Here is a 19,664-nt window from a genome sequence, read left to right as displayed (position 1 = left end):
GCTGTGCTTTTTAAATGGCGACCGCAGAAAATAAACTGCTCCCATTTGATCTAGTAGCGGGATATAAAAAAACACCCGTAATGGGTGTTTTCGTGGCCTAGATTATCGAGATATATCTTTATTTTTATTTCTCTCTTGAGTTTTAACTTGTGGCTGCTGTACTGGCTGCTGTTTTGGAGCATTGGCATCATAAGCCGTTAATTTTGGCTTATGAAATTTCTGATTTTGAATATCGGCATTATGTTGAATCTGAAGCTTAGTTTTATCATTTTTGGTTAAAGCTTTTTCAGTTGTTTCTTTCAATTTACTCAAGCTTTGAGCTTCCCACTTCCCTTTATTTGCCAATGTTTGAACTCTTGCGCCTGTTGGCAGTCCAGTTTTAGGATCAATTTCTTTAGTATTCACTTCGACTTTGTTAGACCCTTTATAGGTCAGGACAATATCATCATTCTTAATGATATTTTGTTCTTTCAAAGTACGTTCCAGATCCTTCGCCCAGATTGTACTTTTTTCACCTTTACTATTTTCAATAGTGGCGTAGTAGCTACTGTTATTTTTAGGATCATGCTTATAAGGTGCTTCACCATGATCTACTAATTTTCCAACGTGCATTTTTTTCTGATTAAGCTGTTCAACCGCAACGTCTATACTGGCTGTGCGCTGCTTTTCTGTGAAACCGTCAGCTTTCATTTTTTTATCAAAAACTGTCAGTAAAGCTTTTTCCTGTTCTGACAGGTTATTAATTTTTTCCTTCCGTTCCTGTGCAGGATCTACTTTATCCTTCTCATTTAAAGGCTTCTCTTTCTGGCGTTCATTACCCTTTTCAATAGTATTGTGAACTACCTCTTTACCTTGTTCTTTTTTCATATCATTGAGCAAGGCTAGATCAATATCACGAGGTTCATAACCCTTTACTGTCATGCCCTTCATTGAAGCTTCAAGCCATACATTCCGTTTAAATTCTTCAGAGCCTTTAACCTGTATTGTTTCCCATTTTTTAGCTTTTGCTACCTCCACCATTGAAGCAGCAATATGTTTATCATCAATTGTGGTTTTTAAAGCTTTTCCAGAATCTTCAAAAGCTACTTTTTCAGGATTACCTTTAAAGTGATATTTGTCATCTACCACATAATATTTATTGAGCAATGCTTTAGGTATGCCTTCTTCACTAGATTCTTTACTGTCATCAGCTTTTAGCTTTTTGGTATCAGTTACCTTAGTTTCTTCAGGATCTTGATTAATACCTTTTGTACTTTTTGAAATATCTATATTTTCAGCTTTTTCAATCGAATTGACTTCAGCTTGATTTGTTTCTAACGTCTGGCCAAGTTTGGTATAGCCTGTTTGTTCTTTATTAAAACTAGGTTTATCGACCTTGTTTGCTTCAGTCATGATCAAGTCCTTATTGATTAGAAATATTTTGGCGACGTGCTGCTTCGTCAATAATCATTTTGGTTTGAATATATTTGTCTGTTAGAAGTGCAATTTGTCTTTCAGTTTCAGTGCTTAAATCTTTATTTTGCTGATATACAGCTATGCTTTGCATATAGTTTTTTACAGTGTCAGGCTGATTAACCGCTTTAGATGAAAAGCCATTAGGACTGGTCACGGCTTTATTTGAAGTACAGCCCACAACTGAAAAAGATAGGGCAAGGCTGATAAATGTAAGAGAGATTTTTTTCATGATAGTTTCCTTATTTAGAATTAACTTGGTCTGAAAACGCCTGATAAACGTCATCAATATCTGAATTTTCTATAGATCCGTTTTGACCTTCATCGACTGCAACTAGATTTTCCACTTGTTCTGGTTCATCGACTGCAACCAGATTTTCCATTTCTGCAATCATGGCCAGAGGATCTGATTCATCTGCTGCAACTAGATTTTCCGCTTGTTCTGGTTCATCGACTGCAACCAGATTTTCCATTTCTGCAATCATGGCCAGAGGATCTGATTCATCTGCTGCAACCAGATTTTCCATTTCTGCAATCATGGCCAGAGGATCTGATTCATCTGCTGCAACTAGATTTTCCGCTTGTTCTGGTTCATCGACTGCAACTAGATTTTCCATTTCTGCAATCATGGCCAGAGGATCTGATTCATCTGCTGCAACTAGATTTTCCGTTTGTTCTGGTTCATCGACTGCAACCAGATTTTCCATTTCGTCATGACTAAATTCAGTGTCATCAACTGCAATAAGGTTTTCCGTTTGTTCTGGTTCATCTACTGCAACTAGGTTTTCTATTGGATTTTCAGCACTAGCTTCCACCTGGCTAAAGAAGTCATCGACAATATTTTGCGCTTCAGTATCTTCTTCCCATTCAACAGCCCCAAAGAATTGATCGACCACTTGTAGACATTCTTCAGGTTGTGGATTTTCAGGATCTTCAAAAACTGTTTTATCTAACTTAAATTCAGGGATAACTAAGCTAGAAATATCTATCTGTTCAGCCTGTTCTACTGTAGTAATTTCAGTTATACGTTTTTCAATTTTTGCCTTATGCAGCTTTACGTCTAAATCAGGAATAGGAATTGAAAGTTCCAGATCCTCAAAGGCAATTTTTTCTAATTGCTTGTGAGTTGGAAAACCTTTAATTGCTTTCATGCTAGGAGAAACGGACTTTAGGCGATCCACAAAAGCACTGTCATTAAAATACTTAGCCTTTTCACACATGATAGGTTTTGTATTTTCCATAAAGATAATTTCTTTATCTTGCGACAATTCTTTTAACTCTTGAGGGAGCATTAAAGCTCGTCTTTGATCTGATTCATTTTCTGAATTAGAGCCACCTTGCCCCCATGCCATAGAACGGCTTTGGCCTTTAGATTTTGCTTTAAAAGTGAAATAGCCAAGCATTTCACTATATTCATTAGCATCTCGTTGTTCTCTAGGCGGGTAAACGATCTGCAAAGCATGGTTAGTTACAAGCCCCCTAGTTTGAGTTTTATAAACGTCCTCTAACTGGCCAATAGACTGAATAATTGTTAATAAACGAATGTTATAACCCGCAATAAATGAGTTAGCGTCTGCAATTTTCGCGACTTTACCGACAGCCGTTGCTTCATCATTCACGACTAGGCACTGGTATTTCAAAGATGAATCTTGTTGTGGCAGTGTTTTTAGATTCACATCAATTAAGAGTGAATAGAACAAATTGATTAAGTTCTTAGCATCCCCTAAGCGGTTAGGTTGAACACCAAAATAAATAGACATTCTTTGTCTGCGTACATCTTCAAGTTTAAAGTCACTTGATGAAGTTGCAGCGTCCACAATCGGGTTCGCAAAAATCGTTAAAGGTGAGGTAAAAGTAGAAATGATGTTACCGAGCGTATTGTCTGGTGAACTTAAAAAACGGTTTAAAGCATCTAGGCAAGTATCACTAAGCGGTTTATCACTTTGCGCTCTTTCATCAATAATAGATCTAATATGATCCTGAATTGGCTTACCTTTACCTGAACTCTGTCTTAAAACCTCGCCCATAGTTACAGGCAGATCTTCAGTTTCAAATAGATATAGGGCTAGGCCAAGAAATAAGTTATTAGCATTGTCATTCCAGAAATCGGTTTTAGCATCACCAGTCACAGGGTAGAAACTTCGACCAATAGCAAGAATTTCACCTACTCTAAAATTTTCGTCATGACTAACGGTATCAAATGGATTCCATTTGTGAGATTTTAGATCTTCAGAAAATGGGCTGAATAGATAAACTTTCTGGCCATTCTTGGCACGAAATTTAGAAGTTAATAGGAAGTTTTCAAGCTTCAAATCCAGTACAACTACACTATCCGAATAGTTTAGAAGGTTAGGAATAACAATCGCTACACCTTTACCGCTTCGTGTCGGAGCAGCCAGAAGTACAAATTGCTGACCGCCAAGCATTAAATATTTATTATGATATTTCCCTACTAAAATCCCCTTATTTCCCATCAATCCAGATTTCTGAATTTCTTTTGTTGTGGCAAATCTGGCATCACCGTGTAACGACTGTTTTTTATTAAACAGACTAGCAATGACTAAAGCAGGTAGAACAAAAGTGATAAATAGTGCAGCGATCAAGGCACCTTGCAGCTTTTTCTTTTGTGCAGGTACATTGTGTGCATATAAATCCCAATAATACCCCCACGTTGTCAGATTCACTTCAGGAAATGGATTGGTCTTATTAGCTAAATAATAAAGAACACCGGCCAGATATTTAGCAATAAAGAAACCAACGACCGCTAAAAAAATTGCAAGGAGTAGGATCAGGATTTTTTTATTCACGCCCTATCCCCTACAATAATTTCAGCATCACCAAATTGAGCCTTAACTTTAGAAACAGGATCAAATTTGATTTCAGAAATAAAGCGTTCTTTACCTATTAAATTACTTTCATCATCGTATTTTTTCTTCACTTCAACATGAACAATAATATCAATTGTTAAAGCAACTAATTCCTTTAGTGTAGTGGCATCGTAGATATTTGCTTGTTCATGTTCTTTGCACATAAAGACGTAGCGATCATAAGCCAGTGAACAGCTTTCAGCGTGATAACTTGTAATAGATCCACTGTGACCAGTTGTAAGCAGTTTCAGAAAGTCAAAAGCTTCTCCACCACGTAATTCAGCAAGTAATACACGGTCTGGCTTCATACGCATATTACTAGCGATCAGATCAGATGGAGTTACCTTAGCTTTACCTTGACCACCTTTAGAATAAAGTAGGTGAACCTTGTTTTCATGTGGAACAAAAAGTTCACGTACATCTTCAATAGTGACAAGACGTTCATCTTTAGGAATGTACTGACAAATTGCCTTCATGAAAGTGGTTTTACCAGAACCAGTATCACCAACAACTGCAATATTTTTCTTACATTGAACAGCGAATTTAAAAAATCCCTCAAGATCTTTGTTTTCTAAAAACTGGACTAGCTTAATATCTTCAGTACGTAATACAGGTTTAAACTGCTCAAACTCTTTAGATTTCCCATATCTGAAGTGGTCAAAAAAGCGTTGATCTTTATATTCCTGAAATGATCGGTTTGACTCGTCAGGAATACGGATTGTCATTGATACCGTTCCATTTTCAATGGCTGGCGGTAGAACGATCTGAATACGCTCTCCATCAGGTAATTGAGCAGATAATATAGGGTTTTCTTGGCCAATCCGTTGATTGGTATAGGTAGCAATAACATTAGCTAAAGCTGTTATTTGCGCCATTTCCAGATTTATAGAATGCTTTTCCCATCCTTTATTAGATTCCGTCCAAACTTCGTTAGGTGCGTTAATTGCAATTTCAGTCACCCCTTTAGTTTTTAAGAATTTTTCTAATGGAAGTAATAGCTGTCTAACCATTACATCCTTGCTTAAAACATTATTTTGCGCGGAGTTCATACACACCTCTGAAATCAATATCTTTGGCCACGTAAATTGAAGCTACATCACCCTGATTTTTATAAATTGTTGGCTTGATATTGATTGTTTCATTCAACACTGTTTCAGCCATTGATTTACCCATGTCTGAAGTGTTTTGAAGCATATAAGGAGTGCTATTGTTCCCGCCTGTTTCTTTAGAAATACCGTAAGCAATAGCGTCTTGAACTAAAGAAAGCATAAACGCTGCACCGATACGTGCGCCCCAACGGTTATCTACTCGACCACTTAAACCACCTGTTCCTAAATGGTCTGCTGCGGGAGAATCAATATCGACAATAACACCATGTGGAGTTTTTAAGCGTGACCAGATGATACCTAAACGTCTTTGCCCTTGTGCTGCAATACTTTTGTATTCTCCAATGACTTCAGATCCCGCTTCAGCAAGGACTACACGACCATTATCAGAATAAACAGGTTGTGGAAGGACACATGAAGCCATACCGCCAATTTCTGAAACGACTTTAACTGACAGGTTGCAACGGATTACACGACCTTTAGCAATTAAGTAATTTCGATCCCCAATAAACCTAGCCTGGACTTTATTAGAGGAATGATTAGCCATGTTAGTTGTAGCTTGTTGTGGCTGATGCTGCATAGGTTCATCATCATCATGCGCTAAAGACATCAAACCAGATCCAGAGAAATTACCAGAACGGCTATTACTATTCTGATCCTGTTCAAACTGTTTCATCATGCCTGTTACTTGGTTATAAGCTGCTTGATGATTCATGCTTGACGGTTGGCCAACCGCCCCGCCTTGTTGTGAAGGATTGACAAAAATCCCGCCACCGTAACGGCTTCCATTGTTTAAAGGTACATATTGAGCTTGTTGTTGTGGCTGTGGCTGAATTACTACAGGCTGTTGATTTGCTGCTTGTTGTTCAACTACTGGCGCAGCTTCAGGTTGTCTTAAAATCTGCTGACCATTTTGGCATTGAAAAACCAACATGCCGTTATAAGTTAAAGCATTACCGTTATTGTCTGTTAGCTGTCTAGGAATACTTTGATCCTGACAGGCATCTAGGCTTTGAAATTGAGCATTTTGACCTGCATCCATTGGCACAGGATCAGTATTAGTAAAATCCCTTCTTTTAGCTGAAGCATCTAGGCTTGGATCTATCTGATTTTCTTTTAATTGGGCTGCTTCTTCAGCATCACTACTATCTGAAAAGAAGTTATAGGCAAAGACCGCTATAACAGTAAAAAGTACCGCCATAACTGCAATAAACGCTATTTTTTTACCTTTTCCATCTTCCTGATCCCCACGTTCATTGACAGAAACAATGCCATTTTCTGATTCGTTAAATTCTTCATCAGGAGCTTGTTGATCATCTAATGGTTTTTGATCATTAATATTCATTAGTTCATATCCCCAGTAATGACACGTTTAACACCCTCTACAGTAGTGCCATCTTGAGGAGCAACACCGACAGGATCATAAGATTCATTGAAAATGCTCACTACGCCTTTTCCTTGACGTAAAACAAATTTTTTAGCTAGAGCTTCAACAATCAAAAGTTTTGGATCTTCTTTACTGATATGGAAATTAACTTTTTCTTCCCCTTCCGTACCTTCAATAAATACGACTGGAATATCAGTATTTCCTTTAAATCGCATATAGGTAAAACGACCGTCATCAAATAGCATTTCTGGAACAAAGTGCTTCCCTTTGCTGTTTGCAGCTTGACGATAATTCCAGTTTTTAGGGATAGGCGCAGCATTGGCTAAACGATGCTGTAAAACCAAAAATTCAGTAAGTTGGCTTTCTTCTTTTAATTGTGCTGCATAAGCGTTATAGCGTTGAGCTTCTTCCTGTTTACGTTTTTCTTCTTCTTCTTGTGGATATTTAAAGACAACACGATACATCGGTTTTTCTTTGGCATTATTTAGAACTTGAAAATCAAAACTATAATCACGCTTATTAGTGCGTAACTCTAAGTTATTCCGAGTAGCCTTATCCTTTGGCTTCACCCATACTAAATTTGATCCAGTATCCGCAAAAATACACCAATTGGTGTCATCCTTTTCACAGTCTGAAGGGTATCCAGTAGCAGCACCACGCTCTAAAATTCTTTCACCTTCACCTAATACAATGCGGGTTACAGTGCCTTTTTTGACAGTAATTCGATAAACATCATTAGGAACATAATTGATTGTTCTAATACGTGAATCGGTAGGCATAGCTTTAGGCGTAATTGCTGCATAAGAGATCCCATGCACCGCCAAACCCAAAGCAAGAATTAATTTTTTCATGTAATGATCCTTTACATTCCTTGTTGAGCTTGTGGCTGAACAGCAGCCCCGCCTTGTTGAGCTTGTGGCTGAACAACAGCCCCGCCTTGTTGAATCGGAACATAGACTTGCTGACTAGGTTCAACAACCGCAGCTTGCGCTACAGGTCTGTTAGGAGATAGTTCAGGATCGACACGATAGCCCACGACCTTAAAGCCGAATGGGTTTTTAATTAGATCTTTTTCTACCAGTTTATTTAGATTGTTCGGAGCATATTCATATCGAATACTTGCAATATAATATTGTGGCTGTTCATCACGATTAGCTTCGACTGAATGCAAAGTCTTAGTGAAGCGGACACTAGCGGTAAAACCTGTTTCATCCTGATTAGTCTGGACAGAAATCACATCAACTTTTAATTCATATTTTTTGCCGTATTTTTTATCTCTTGCGCTATCACCTTCATAGAGTGAAGCAAAGTCATTACCGACCTGATTACTACTCATAGTCATGACTAAATCATAATCTGGCTGTAATAACGGATAGAAATAACTCTCACGGGCGGTTACATAACGAGTAATGTTATTTTTATCAATTAATTCTTGTTTGCCTTTCACTTGCTGATCATCAACAACGCCCACGTATTCAACATTTCCTTGAGCTTTATCTACTGTGAAAACAACAGGTACAGTCTGGCGCATTGGAGCTAATGTCACTAATCCAATGGCTTCTAAGACGGCCACGCCCACCGCTACTTTTGCAATAGTCCAAGCTTTACGTTCTGACTTAGCTCGCATCGCAATAAGATCTGCTTCCCAATCCATAGCTTTTTCATAGCTTTTAGCTTCTTCAGCAGCAGATACTTTTTTAAGTTTGTTCATGATAGACCCGATAGACCCTATTAGAGTTATTTCTCTAAGTATGCCAAAAAATATAAAAATCGTAAACCAAAATAATATATTTTGGTTTTATTAATTCAATGTTTTCTGAAAAATTGCAAAAAAAAATACCCATTTCAAAAGAAATGGGCTTTTTTTAAAGGTTTAGTTACCAGAGTAGCCGTCAAGAATGTTGCCTTTTTGGGCAGCACGTTTTAATCGGCCTTCAATTTCAAGCTGTTGTGCTGCATCTTTTTGAGCTTGCGCTTGCGCCTGCATCAAAGCAATTCGGTTTGCATCATTAGCAACTTGTGACTGTTCCGCTTGAATCCTAGCCTGTAACTCAGCGATAGCTTTAGCATCAGTAGTGTTATTGATCTGTTTACGCAGATTATCAATCTGCTCAGTACGCAGATCCGCAACGCCTAACGCTTGCTGATTTAAAGCCTGTGTTTGTGCATTGTTATTTAATGCAGCTTGACAGGCTTTATAGTTCTGGCCAGTTCTAGAAGCACAGTCATAAACCATTGTGGCATCACGAATGTTCCTAGCTGCTGAAGTCATACCATTGACACCGCCTTGTTGGATGCCTTTATAAATGTCAGCAACATCACTTGGAATCACGTCTTTAAGATATGGATTATTGACAGCATCACCGAAACCACGAATACCAGTAATGGAATCGTATTGCTGTTTTGCCTGTTGGATCTGGTTCACCATCTGATTGTATTGCTCACCCCAAGCCACCATATTTTGAACAGCTTGAACAAGGTTAGCACCGTCAATGACAGGAATACCTGTAGCATTGGCTTGACCACTAATAAACAAAGATGAACCTAAACCCAAAGCTAACAATTGTTTTTTCATTAGAAAAATTCCTATTTGTTTCTTTTGAGGTTAGAGAGTGTGTGTCGTTGATATAACGGCTTAGATCCTCCTGTATTCGAGCTATTGGAATTATTAGAGCTGCTAGAATTCCCTTGAACACTTCCCCCAGTGGTAGGAGTAGCTGAAGCACTATCAGATTTTGAATTATTACCGCCACGACCTTTAGTAATTGCTTGAGCTACAGCACGACCGACACCTTGAACACCCGCCCCACCTGTTATGGCTGAAGCCATCGTTGGAATGTTCCACATGATCACTACAATAGTTCCCGCAACAATACAGAGGGAAACTACAGAAGTAAGAATGTCGCCCGCATCAAAGTTATTAGTGATTTGCGTACACATGCCTGAAACGAAAGCAAAGAGCATACTGATAATTGCTGTGATAAAGCCTATGGTGAAAACATAGCTCAATGTTTGAGAAAGCCAACTTTCAAAATATTTTTGTGTAGCAGGGAACATTGCACACAGAATGAATATGGGACCAACGCCTAAACAAAGTTGCAGACTGATTTTTGCCAGTAAATATAGGCCAGTACCAATGAAGAACAATAGGAATTGAGCGACAGCAACAACAGCAGCAGATAAATACAAGCCAATATCAGGGAAAACGCCAGAAGCTGATTCAGCTTCCTCACCTAATTTTTGGATTAATTCACCCCACGGAACGCTCACTTGATCCAGTAAAGCACCTAACGAAGATTCACCACCTGGACTAACAATTTGAATTAAACCTATGGCTAGTCCGTTAATGGCTTCAACAACAAAGGACTGATAAACCCCTGCACTTAAAGCAATCCCACCCACAAAAGCGATCTTAAAAAACTTCCATAAAGCGGTATAAATGGAATCTTCTTGTGCACCAGTCGCAATATTGTAGCCAATGATCAGGATATAAATTGTTGCAGCAGTCAAAGCTATAGGAACAATTGCAGAAGCGATATTACTACTAACACCTGTCACGTAACTTGCTAATAGAGAATCAATTTTTGTTTCTAATGTAGTAATAATTGCCATTGCAATCCCCTATGAATCCTTAATTATTTTGAATCTGGTTTATATCCATCGAGGATATTTCCCGATCCTTTTTTAGTTTCTGGTTTTACTGATTTTTGAGGTGCAGAAGGATCATATTCATCAAGAATATTACCCTTTTGGGATGCTCTAGCCTTGCGCTGCTTCAGTTCCTCTTGCTGTTCAGCAGTTAAATCTTGAGGTTTTAATTGTTGTGCAGCCTTCACTTCTTCTTTTAACTGCTTAACCTGTTCCTTATCATCAGAACATGCAGTTGTTAAAGTAGAAATAACCAACAAACTTGATAGTGCTAAAAACTTAGTCATGACTAAGCAACTCCTTTTTCTGAAATTAATTTTTTACGTTCTGCGATCCGTTGTAAGAAAAGTTCGCCCCAATCGTTAGGATCTTCACCAACTTCATTCATGAGATTTTCGAGAAGTTCTACATTGTCCTTAGAGCCTGAAATAATCTGTAAAACGTCACGCATTTCGCCTAGATCCATTTTGCAGAGTGCGGAACGGCTACCCTGCTTAACTAAGAACATGCGTGAGTTTTCTTCTAGCTCTCTAATAATTTCAAATTCTTGCGGAGTGACCTTAAAGCCGTTTACATAGTCATCGTAATCAGCACGAGGATTAGGTAAAAAGATTTGAGTAACGCTTTGTTCAACCATTGTTTTACCAATGTCAGAATCTAAAACGTCACTTGGGGATTGCGTCATAAAGACACCTAGACCATTCAATTTACGAATAGTTTTCTGCTTATCTTTGGCAAAATCTTTGAAATATTCATCTGTTAATGGCTTCCAAAACTCGTCCATCCAATAAATAAACGGACTACCATCAATCAATGAATCTGTGATGTGTAATAGATAAGCCATGATTGGTGTACGGACTTCTGGATCATCTAAAAATTCCGTGTAGTCATAACCAAAGATTGGCATTTTTGCTTTAGAAAAGTCTTGAGTATCGTATGGATTATCAAAGACCCAAGATAAATTTCCGTCATGATCAGCAGTGTTACACCATTTAGCTAAACGATCCTGAAGCGAATCCCCCCCGCCATTTACTTTCAGATTCATATATAAAGCTGAAAGTCTGCGGAGTTCTAACGGCATATCATCACGCATAATGGTACGAACAGCCTGACTGATTTCCAGATCTTCGGCAGCATTACGAACACCACCTACCAGAATTTTTACAAGCTTTTCTACAAACTGAATATTTGTTTCAGTCGGTGGTAGCTGCAACGGATTAAAGCCAGTTGGTACACCACGCTCTAAGGCATAGTATTGACCCCCAATCCGTCTAATCCCAATTTCTGCGCCCCTATCTTTATCAAAGAAAACACCCTTCAGATTTTTATACTTACAAGCAAACATCATCATGGCCATGACTAGGGTTGTTTTACCCACACCAGTTGTTCCAATGACACACGTATTACCTGGCATCTTGTCATCTGTAGAATCTTGCTTATCTGGGCTAACATGATGATTAAAGTAAAATGGTTGGCCACTTGGAGTTTTAAATAAAGCTAGTGCTTCACCCCAAGGATTGCCGTCACGTTTACCTCTTGCGAAGTTATGGAAAGGGCTTAAAGCAGAAAAATTTAGGCTTGTGAGATATGCTTCTCTTGGACGCATATTAAAGTTACCCGCTAATTGCGAGAACCATGCACATTCAGGAACAGTATCAATTACAGCCATTTTGAACCCTGCTTCATCTGATAAAGCAGTTCTGGCACTCGAAACATTCAGAGCAACTTGATTTGGTGAATCACCAAAAATCGCAAGCGTATAGTGATATTCGCCTAACTGGAAATTCCCGCTATTAGCTTCACTCATAGCCAGATCAATATCACGAATCTCTTGATCTGAAACGTCCTCTACAGAATTTAGCTGTCCTTTAATTGTTTTTAATTTATCTACAGCATCACGCTTGCCATAAACCGTGAAACTTTGAGTTTCAATGTATTCATAGTTTCCATACAGGATGGAATTGCACATTCCTGATTCTGATAAACGTGGAAATTCTTGAATATCCAGAAAGCCTACATATTTTTGAGCTTCAGGATGTTTGATCTGTAAATAGCCGTTTTTGTCACCAAAGAACAAGCGACTACTTGGAATATATTGATCAAGATTAGCTTGTCTTAAAGGGATTTCTTCCCAAACTCCATTAGTTAAGAAACCAAGCAGATTACACATTTCGGAGTAGACAAAACCTTTCTTGGTATAGGTCGCCAGACGTTCTGGATTGTAGTGATATAGACTTGCTTCAACCTGTTTGGCTACATCATCCAAAATATCGAGATCCCGCTTAATCTGCTTTTTCAGGGCTACTGGATCACGACTAGCTTTACTCTTAAAGATCTTTGTTAATCTGGAAATTTCAGGACGATAAAGAATTGTTAAATACAATTCAGTAGCCATCTGTTTATTCTTTTCACCCTGAAACTGCTGATAATATCTTTCATTAAAATCAGCAATAAAATCATTTTCATAAACGCCATTTAGACGTTCATTAACTCCCCTACGAATCTTATGCGTCCAAACAGCAAAGTGACCGCCACCTAAAGCACGATAAAAATTATTTAATCCTTCTTTACGGATTCTAATAATATCGGCTTCAACTGTTTCAAACGAAATGCCTTCTAATTTCCATGTAGCAATGTATTCACCATTTTTAAGCTTAATAACATTGTTGGAAACATGATTACCAAACGGCAGATAGTCTGAAATTGCGACCTCAGCATTTGCGCTATCTTTAACTTGCTGTTTTGAACGCATGATATTGTTATTTCCTTTTCTTTAATTTAAGTGGCGAAAATGAGATTGCTCCCCATTTTTGATGGTTCTGGATCTGTTTCCCTCTTATGCGCCACCGCATCAATACTTGCTTTAATCGTTGGTCATCTACTTTTGTTATTGCCCGCATCCAGAAGTAAATAGGCACATAAATAGCTGCTATAAATAAAGTCACATAGGCACTAAGTAGATAAAAAGACCAACCCGCTAAAAGAATTGCTACCCCCGTCACCAACAAAAAAGGCAACATTGGAACGCCAAAAAGCATGGCAGGACGAGTGCAACCCCTGAAAATTGGATCAGAAAAATTCGACATTAGTTAATCAGCCAAGCAGCGATACCCGCAGCACCACCTACCAAAATCCCCCCGATAACGATGTTAGAAATGTCTGACCACTTCGCTTGTTGCCAAGCCAATTTAAAGCCAGCCCACATGATAGTGATGGTAAATACAGTTACAGCCACACCCGCTAAGACTGACTGAACATTAGCCATAACCGTATTAACTTTTGAGATTTGAGCAAAAGCAGGGCTTGAGATTAACGTCATGAACAACATCAATACGCTTGCTTTGATACCAGTCGTTTTAGTCGTTGTTATTTGCGTTTGATTTGCTTTCATTATTTTCTCCAAGTGAAGCAATTAAGACCTAGCGCATTAAGTACCAAGAACAATATTTTTGGATAATCAAATATTGTTCATTGGTACTGTATATTTAATATATTACACTAAGTTTTAAACTTTTTGAAAATATTTTAAAAGATCATAGAAGATTTTAAACTTTTTTCTTTTTCTTTAATATTTGTGCCGTTAGTTAAGAAAAATGAAGGCCGTTTCTCCACTACTGGAAGGCTTTGAAGTTCTGTATTTTCGTTATATCCATTGGAGTTAGGCATATCTGCATTAGTAGCAAAATATGCAAGCTGTTCTGAGCTATTCATAGGAGGTGAGGGAGGATTGAATTTTACAGGCATGGTATTGAGTGAACCATTAGCAAAATAATTCAAATTTCTTGATACTTTCGCTACATACCCATTTCTAAATCCTGATGAATGGTTGCCAGTGTTATAGCAAGACATAGCTTTATAAATATCTTTGCCTTTTGCCCTATTTCGGCAGTCATTAAAGATAAATTGCATTGCGCTTAGATTAGTGCAGGGATCAAAAACTTGCTCGACACTAAGATTTAATCTTTTGAAATTAGCACTATTAATCTGAGCAAAACCAACATCAATATTTCGTCCCTGGCTAATTAATCTTTTGGCCACAGATACAGCTTCTTCATAGCTAGTCGGCTGTTTTTTAAGACCTGCGGCACGATTAACCCCTATCGCAAAAGGATTAAATGAGGATTCAGATTTAACAATTGCAGACGCAATATTTACATCAACTTGTGGCGCACATTGTTGTGCCAAAACTACGAAATCAATCATTACTTTTTCACCTCAAATTTTGGCTTACCTTTTTGATCTGGATAAGTAGCGGAGCACCCATTTTTATAGTTGGTACACCCCCAAAAATAGCCATTTGCCCCATTGATCCGTCTTAAATCACTGGCACATTGAGGACATGAATAGACTTCAAGAAGTGGCTTTTTATTAACTTCAGGCAAAAAGACTTTGCAATCTGTTTCCCGATTAGGACAGAACCAGATCGGATCTTTACCTTCTTTTTTGGATCTGAATAATGGCGTTGAGCATTTAGGGCAAGGATATTTGATTTTCTCTACTGGCTGACCTTTCTTGTCATCCATCGAGTGCTTACATTCCTGATCATTGCAGATCCAAAAAAATTCTTTAGTTTGCGAATTTTGGAATTTATTTAAGCGACCTGTTTTACATTTAGGGCATGAATGAATAACTTTTTCGACTGGTTTACCCTTGTCGTCATTCATCGAGTGCTTACAGTCCTCATTGCTACAAATCCAAAAAAATTGATTGGTTTTAGTATTCTTAAATTTTTTTAACTGGCTTTTACACTTTGGACAAGGTATTGCGTTTATAGCTGTCAGTTTTGAAGCTGTACTTAGCTCTTGAGCAAGTTGAGTGTATAAGGCAGAAACAACCGAATTATATGAAGTTTCACCAGATGCAATTTTATCTAGCTGCAACTCCATCTCTTTTGAATAGTGCAGATCCAGAAAGCTAAACTTAGCTTTTAACAGACTACCAATTAGATCATTCCCTAATTTAGTTGGTTTTAAGACTTTCTTTTCTACCTCCAGAAAGCCCTTATTCAGAATATTGGCCATAATTGATGAATAAGTAGAAGGGCGACCAATCCCGCAGCTTTCCAATTTTTTAATTAGTGAAGCTTCTGTATAGCGTTTTGGTGGCTTAGTTTGTTTTGCAATAACTTCACCGCTTTCAACATCAACTACAGAACCAACTTCTAAGACTGGCACCACGCCTGAAGGCTCGTTTTCATCTTCATTCAGGCAGTCTTTACCAAAAACCATCCACCCTTTTTTTATTAGCTCACGGCTTTTAGCATGGAACTTATATTTTCCATCTTCAGACAGTAATTCCAAAGTAACGGCTTTATATTCAGCTTTGGCCAATTGACTTGAAATAGTACGTTCCCAAATCAATTGATATAAAGCTTTTTGTTCTGGTGACTTTCCTAGATCTTTATCAGTTATGTGAACAGGTCGGATTGCTTCATGGGCGTTTTGCGCCCCATCTTTTTCCTTAAACTTATTAGGCTTTTCAGGTAAAGAAAATTGATGTTCATTAGCATAAGCAAAGATTTCTTCTACACTTTCATCAGCTATGTTTAGGCCGTCAGTCCGAATGTAAGTAATTGCCCCTTGTTCAAATAATGCCTGTGCTGCTTTGGTTGTTTGTTGAGGGCTAAAGCCTAACGCTACACTAGCAGCTTGTAAAAGTAGGGCTGTAGAGAAAGGAGAAGGAGCATTTGAATACTCTGTTTTTTCAGTGCAGTTTAAAACTTTAACTTTCTTAGTTTTTGCAACTTCTTCAGCTAAGGAACGATCTAAAACATAAGGCTGATTCTCAGTTACAAATTCCGTTGTAACCCATTGCGAGATCCATTTTTTAGGCTCTTTATCAAAACTCAAATTAACGCCAAAGTGGTTAGTAACTTTGAATTTCTGGATTTCGATTTCTCTAAGGACAACGATTAAAACAGCAGGAGATTGTACCCGCCCCGCAGATGAAGGCTGACCCATAAGATTAGATGCAATAGGGGAAACTAGATAGCCCACCAGACGATCTAAAGCCCTACGTGCTTCTTGAGCATATACAAGCTGATAATCTAAACCACGCCCATTATTAATGGCTTCTTTAATAGCTTTTTCTGAAATTTCATTAAATTCTATTCGTTCAAATTGACCATCTTCCAGACCTAAACATTCTTTTAAATGCCATGAAATAGCTTCACCTTCCCTGTCTGGATCGGTAGCTAAATAAATCTTGTCTGCTTTATTCAAAAAGGCTTTTATTTTTTCAATACGTTTTTCGCCACCGTCAAAAGTTCTGTCATTAACTTTGGCATCAGGAATAAATGAATATTCCATTGCAAAATCATTGGCTATATCAATACCTAAGCCTTTTCTTGGTAGATCCCGAACATGGCCAACACTGGCCACAACTTTAAAATCAGATCCTAAAAAACTTCCAATTTTTGAACATTTGTTAGGAGATTCAACGATTACAAGATTCATGGGTTATTTCCAAATTGTGAAATTTAGGAAACTCGAAAGCCCACAAAGAAAAGATGAATATAAGAAAGCAACTACTTGAAATTTAGTGAAATCTACAAGGATTTCTAAAAGCAGTGCATCTTGTGGCATGAAGCACACAAGATAAACACATGAAATAACTAGAAAAAATTTTAAAAAATTTCCATATTTATTTAAACTTATAGCCATTTTCTTAAATACCGTCTTAGAGCTTTAAAGAATACAATCCAAAATATACCATATTGGAAAGGGCTTTTGTATTTTTTTACTTGATTCTTATTATTTTTACTTCTTCTGTATAAATTTTTTCTTTCAAGAAATCATTAAGCCTAGTCAGATCCTTAAAGATCCTAGCTTTATCTTTTTCTCGTCTTGTTGTTAAAGTCCAAACCTTTTGGCCTGACCATGCCAGTTTTGCTGTGATAAAAAATCCACCCTCAAATTCATTAATAATTAACTCTTTAATAAATCCTTGTTTATTAGATTCCTCTAGCACCACCTCTGAAATAGAAAAATCAGGATCAATATTTATAAAATCAGTCATCCATAAAACCTTTTAAAGCACCCATAACAAAGGTGCATTATCATCAATTTAGGTAATCTTGGTAAAGTTTTTTTAAATAATTTAAAGAAATTTTAAATATTTTAGCTAAATTCTGCTTTAGTCATGACTAAAAACCTCGATGCTTGGATAAAAGCTGCAAGCTGCAGCGTTTATCCAGGCATCTATATTACCTATCTAATCCAGATCCATAGCACATATATCAGAGCAAAGTGTCTACTTTGCGAACTGACGCAATCAGTTAAATTTTCCCTTCCCTGATTACCGTTGATTTTCAAGTGAGCTTTAAAAAGCTGTGCTTTTTAAATGGCGACCGCAGAAAATAAACTGCTCCCATTTGATCTAGTAGCGGGATTTATATAGTACATAGTACATAATATGAGGTTATTAAAAGGGTTATAACCCCACGTTAAAACATACTATTGCAATGCTACTTCTCATAAATGGCGACCCGATATAAGTAGTAAATTATTTAAAAAGGACTTAATATCCACCTGTGGACATTTATTAAATGGGATAAGTTATGACTGAAGAACTAGGAACAGAAGGAAAGGTATTAGATCGCAGAAAAAGATATAGAAAAAAGCCTACTACCAAAACTCCACTTTCAGTTTATTTCAATATGGATGTTCCTGAAGATGTTGAAGCACTGGAAGCCTTAGAATATTTAAAAGATATTTATGGCGGGGAAAAACACGGAAAAAGTGTAGCAGTCAAAGAAGTTTTAAGAATTTTCTATAAACAATTACAAGAAAAAAAAGCCTGATTAAATCAGGCTTTTTTCTTGCAAAAACTTAGGACTTTTTAACTGTAGTGACTAACTTGTCATCTACATACAGATAAACTCTTTTATTATGTGTATAAGATGAAATTTTAGGTTGTCCTTCTCCACCTCCAACAGATCCGTCTTGATTACTGCTGACGAATGAACAGTGAGGAAAGCCTTTACCTTTAGCCAGATCTTTTTTTACGTCACTAATTGTAGACTGACATTCAGAAACATTAAGACCGCCAGCAAAGCACATAAAAGCACGACAGCCATAATTTTCATCTTTAGCTGCAACTAAGGCAGATGCACTAGCTAAAGTTAAACCTAAAATAAATTTTTTATACACAAGTAGTCACTCTATTTAGATGAGTTTTCCAGTACGAATAACTTGCCTTCAAAGTTTAGAGATATTGTTTTGGCATTGCTGCACATTGAACAAATCTCTTGAATCAAGAAGGGTAAATTCCGTGTGAATCGAATTTTTCCTGATGCAGTATGAATGATGTGATCAACATCATTTACTTTAACAGTCACAAAATATTGGAACTGCTCGTTCATACCAATTTCAACACCATAGTTATTGGCGTTGAAGTCATCGACTGTTTTCAAGTCATTCATCGTTAAAGCCATTTCTGCAAGATCCCTAGTTTTTTAAAAGTGAAGTGCGGATTCTTACAAAATATAATTAATTTAAAAATGTAACTGAAGTGTAACTGTGTGTAAAAGACACAAAAACATCAATTATTTTTAAACGCTTTTAATATATATCAAAAAGTTTAAAACTTTAATGAATAATTTAAAACTTTTGTAAAAAGTTTGTATATATCAAAGCTCATATTTTTTTAGATCCCTTCCCTTTTTGTCATGTAAATATCACTTTAATAATCTTCTAAACATTTCTAAAAACTTTTTAAAAAAAACTAGAATCGGGTTTAAAAAGAGTTTAAATAGAGTTTAGGAGTGTTTAGAACAGTTTAAGAGCCTTAATTTCTTTTTGTAAAACATAAGTTTACAAGCCTATAACTATACGTTTTGTCGCTATAACTATACGTTTTGTCGCTACAACTATACGTTTTGTCGCTATAACTATACGTTTTGTCGCTACAACTATACGTTTTGTCACATACCTATACGTTTTGTCGCAAATAATCCACAGACTTATCAATAGTATACAAAAAATGGCTAAATTTTTCTTAAAAATCAGTAATTAATTAGGTGTTTAGCTCTAACTTATTATATTTTTGCGTATTTTTTAGCCTTAATCCATGCTGCAATCTCAAAACTATACGTTTTGTCGCAACTTCCCCGCATAACTATACGTTTTGTCGCAAACCTGCGATTATGCGTACTGGATACGATTATATATATTTTTCAGGAATTAACTAGATTCTTAACAATCT

At 37.1% G+C, this 19,664-nt stretch carries 19 protein-coding genes; 1 reads left to right on the top strand and 18 read right to left on the bottom strand.

The genetic code is table 11. The annotated features are described in order from the left end of the window. Positions 1 to 102: 102 nt before the first annotated feature. The 16 genes from AC5YDH_RS13680 to AC5YDH_RS13605 all read right to left on the bottom strand — a co-directional run bounded on the left by AC5YDH_RS13680 (position 103) and on the right by AC5YDH_RS13605 (position 17,477). Entirely contained in the window at positions 103 to 1,392 is a 1,290-nt protein-coding gene (locus AC5YDH_RS13680; protein WP_015060274.1) for an LPD7 domain-containing protein, read from the bottom strand. 10 nt (positions 1,393 to 1,402) lie between these two features. Next, a complete protein-coding gene (locus AC5YDH_RS13675; RefSeq protein ID WP_496120069.1) occupies positions 1,403 to 1,684 on the bottom strand; it encodes a hypothetical protein in 282 nt (93 codons plus the stop codon). A gap of 10 nt (positions 1,685 to 1,694) precedes the next feature. Further along, positions 1,695 to 4,259, bottom strand: coding sequence for a type IV secretory system conjugative DNA transfer family protein (locus AC5YDH_RS13670; RefSeq protein ID WP_496120286.1), 2,565 nt, complete (start codon positions 4,257 to 4,259; stop codon positions 1,695 to 1,697). Then, positions 4,256 to 5,368 (bottom strand): P-type DNA transfer ATPase VirB11, encoded by a 1,113-nt coding sequence (gene virB11, locus AC5YDH_RS13665; protein WP_111034403.1) that lies wholly within the window; start codon positions 5,366 to 5,368, stop codon positions 4,256 to 4,258. Before virB11 ends, AC5YDH_RS13670 begins: the two co-directional genes overlap by 4 nt. After that, the gene (gene virB10, locus AC5YDH_RS13660; RefSeq protein WP_111034402.1) at positions 5,349 to 6,770 is read right to left on the bottom strand and encodes a type IV secretion system protein VirB10; all 1,422 of its coding nucleotides are present in this window, start codon (positions 6,768 to 6,770) and stop codon (positions 5,349 to 5,351) included. The genes virB11 and virB10 overlap by 20 nt, the downstream gene beginning before the upstream one ends. Continuing rightward, positions 6,770 to 7,663, bottom strand: a complete 894-nt coding sequence (locus AC5YDH_RS13655) for a TrbG/VirB9 family P-type conjugative transfer protein (protein ID WP_111034401.1) — start codon at positions 7,661 to 7,663, stop codon at positions 6,770 to 6,772. The genes virB10 and AC5YDH_RS13655 overlap by 1 nt, the downstream gene beginning before the upstream one ends. Before the next feature lie 11 nt (positions 7,664 to 7,674). After that, a complete protein-coding gene (locus tag AC5YDH_RS13650) occupies positions 7,675 to 8,523 on the bottom strand; it encodes a VirB8 family type IV secretion system protein (RefSeq protein ID WP_053142621.1) in 849 nt (282 codons plus the stop codon). A gap of 162 nt (positions 8,524 to 8,685) precedes the next feature. Then, positions 8,686 to 9,387, bottom strand: a complete 702-nt coding sequence (gene virB5, locus AC5YDH_RS13645; RefSeq protein WP_004644764.1) for a P-type DNA transfer protein VirB5 — start codon at positions 9,385 to 9,387, stop codon at positions 8,686 to 8,688. Between the two features lie 11 nt (positions 9,388 to 9,398). Further along, positions 9,399 to 10,424, bottom strand: coding sequence for a TrbL/VirB6 family protein (locus tag AC5YDH_RS13640; RefSeq protein ID WP_026444410.1), 1,026 nt, complete (start codon positions 10,422 to 10,424; stop codon positions 9,399 to 9,401). Between the two features lie 23 nt (positions 10,425 to 10,447). Then, complete coding sequence (locus AC5YDH_RS13635) at positions 10,448 to 10,747, bottom strand: hypothetical protein (protein WP_496120282.1); 300 nt, start codon at positions 10,745 to 10,747, stop codon at positions 10,448 to 10,450. 2 nt (positions 10,748 to 10,749) lie between these two features. Beyond that, positions 10,750 to 13,212, bottom strand: a complete 2,463-nt coding sequence (locus tag AC5YDH_RS13630) for a VirB4 family type IV secretion/conjugal transfer ATPase (RefSeq protein ID WP_111034398.1) — start codon at positions 13,210 to 13,212, stop codon at positions 10,750 to 10,752. 7 nt (positions 13,213 to 13,219) lie between these two features. Then, positions 13,220 to 13,546: a VirB3 family type IV secretion system protein gene (locus AC5YDH_RS13625; protein WP_005407440.1), complete on the bottom strand. Its 327-nt coding sequence runs from the start codon at positions 13,544 to 13,546 to the stop codon at positions 13,220 to 13,222. Continuing rightward, positions 13,546 to 13,851 carry a TrbC/VirB2 family protein gene (locus tag AC5YDH_RS13620; RefSeq protein WP_004644768.1) on the bottom strand — a complete coding sequence of 102 codons (306 nt, stop codon included), beginning with the start codon at positions 13,849 to 13,851 and terminating at the stop codon, positions 13,546 to 13,548. Before AC5YDH_RS13620 ends, AC5YDH_RS13625 begins: the two co-directional genes overlap by 1 nt. Positions 13,852 to 13,985: 134 nt before the next feature. After that, complete coding sequence (locus AC5YDH_RS13615) at positions 13,986 to 14,663, bottom strand: lytic transglycosylase domain-containing protein (RefSeq protein ID WP_026444413.1); 678 nt, start codon at positions 14,661 to 14,663, stop codon at positions 13,986 to 13,988. Beyond that, positions 14,663 to 16,915 (bottom strand): type I DNA topoisomerase, encoded by a 2,253-nt coding sequence (gene topA, locus AC5YDH_RS13610; protein ID WP_496120278.1) that lies wholly within the window; start codon positions 16,913 to 16,915, stop codon positions 14,663 to 14,665. The genes AC5YDH_RS13615 and topA overlap by 1 nt, the downstream gene beginning before the upstream one ends. 283 nt (positions 16,916 to 17,198) lie before the next feature. Then, positions 17,199 to 17,477 carry a hypothetical protein gene (locus tag AC5YDH_RS13605; protein ID WP_005248732.1) on the bottom strand — a complete coding sequence of 93 codons (279 nt, stop codon included), beginning with the start codon at positions 17,475 to 17,477 and terminating at the stop codon, positions 17,199 to 17,201. A gap of 541 nt (positions 17,478 to 18,018) precedes the next feature. Here AC5YDH_RS13605 and AC5YDH_RS13600 point away from each other — a divergent pair. Beyond that, complete coding sequence (locus AC5YDH_RS13600; RefSeq protein WP_496120088.1) at positions 18,019 to 18,261, top strand: hypothetical protein; 243 nt, start codon at positions 18,019 to 18,021, stop codon at positions 18,259 to 18,261. 28 nt (positions 18,262 to 18,289) lie between these two features. Here AC5YDH_RS13600 and AC5YDH_RS13595 read toward each other — a convergent pair whose 3' ends face one another. After that, positions 18,290 to 18,610, bottom strand: a complete 321-nt coding sequence (locus AC5YDH_RS13595) for a hypothetical protein (protein ID WP_005248735.1) — start codon at positions 18,608 to 18,610, stop codon at positions 18,290 to 18,292. Between the two features lie 11 nt (positions 18,611 to 18,621). Beyond that, a complete protein-coding gene (locus AC5YDH_RS13590; protein WP_026444499.1) occupies positions 18,622 to 18,894 on the bottom strand; it encodes a hypothetical protein in 273 nt (90 codons plus the stop codon). Between the last annotated feature and the right edge of the window lie 770 nt (positions 18,895 to 19,664).

The sequence above is a fragment of the Acinetobacter sp. FY683 genome (genome assembly GCF_059515885.1).
The sequence above is the reverse complement of the archived record's forward strand: the minus strand, read 5'-3'. Positions and strand labels throughout refer to the sequence as shown.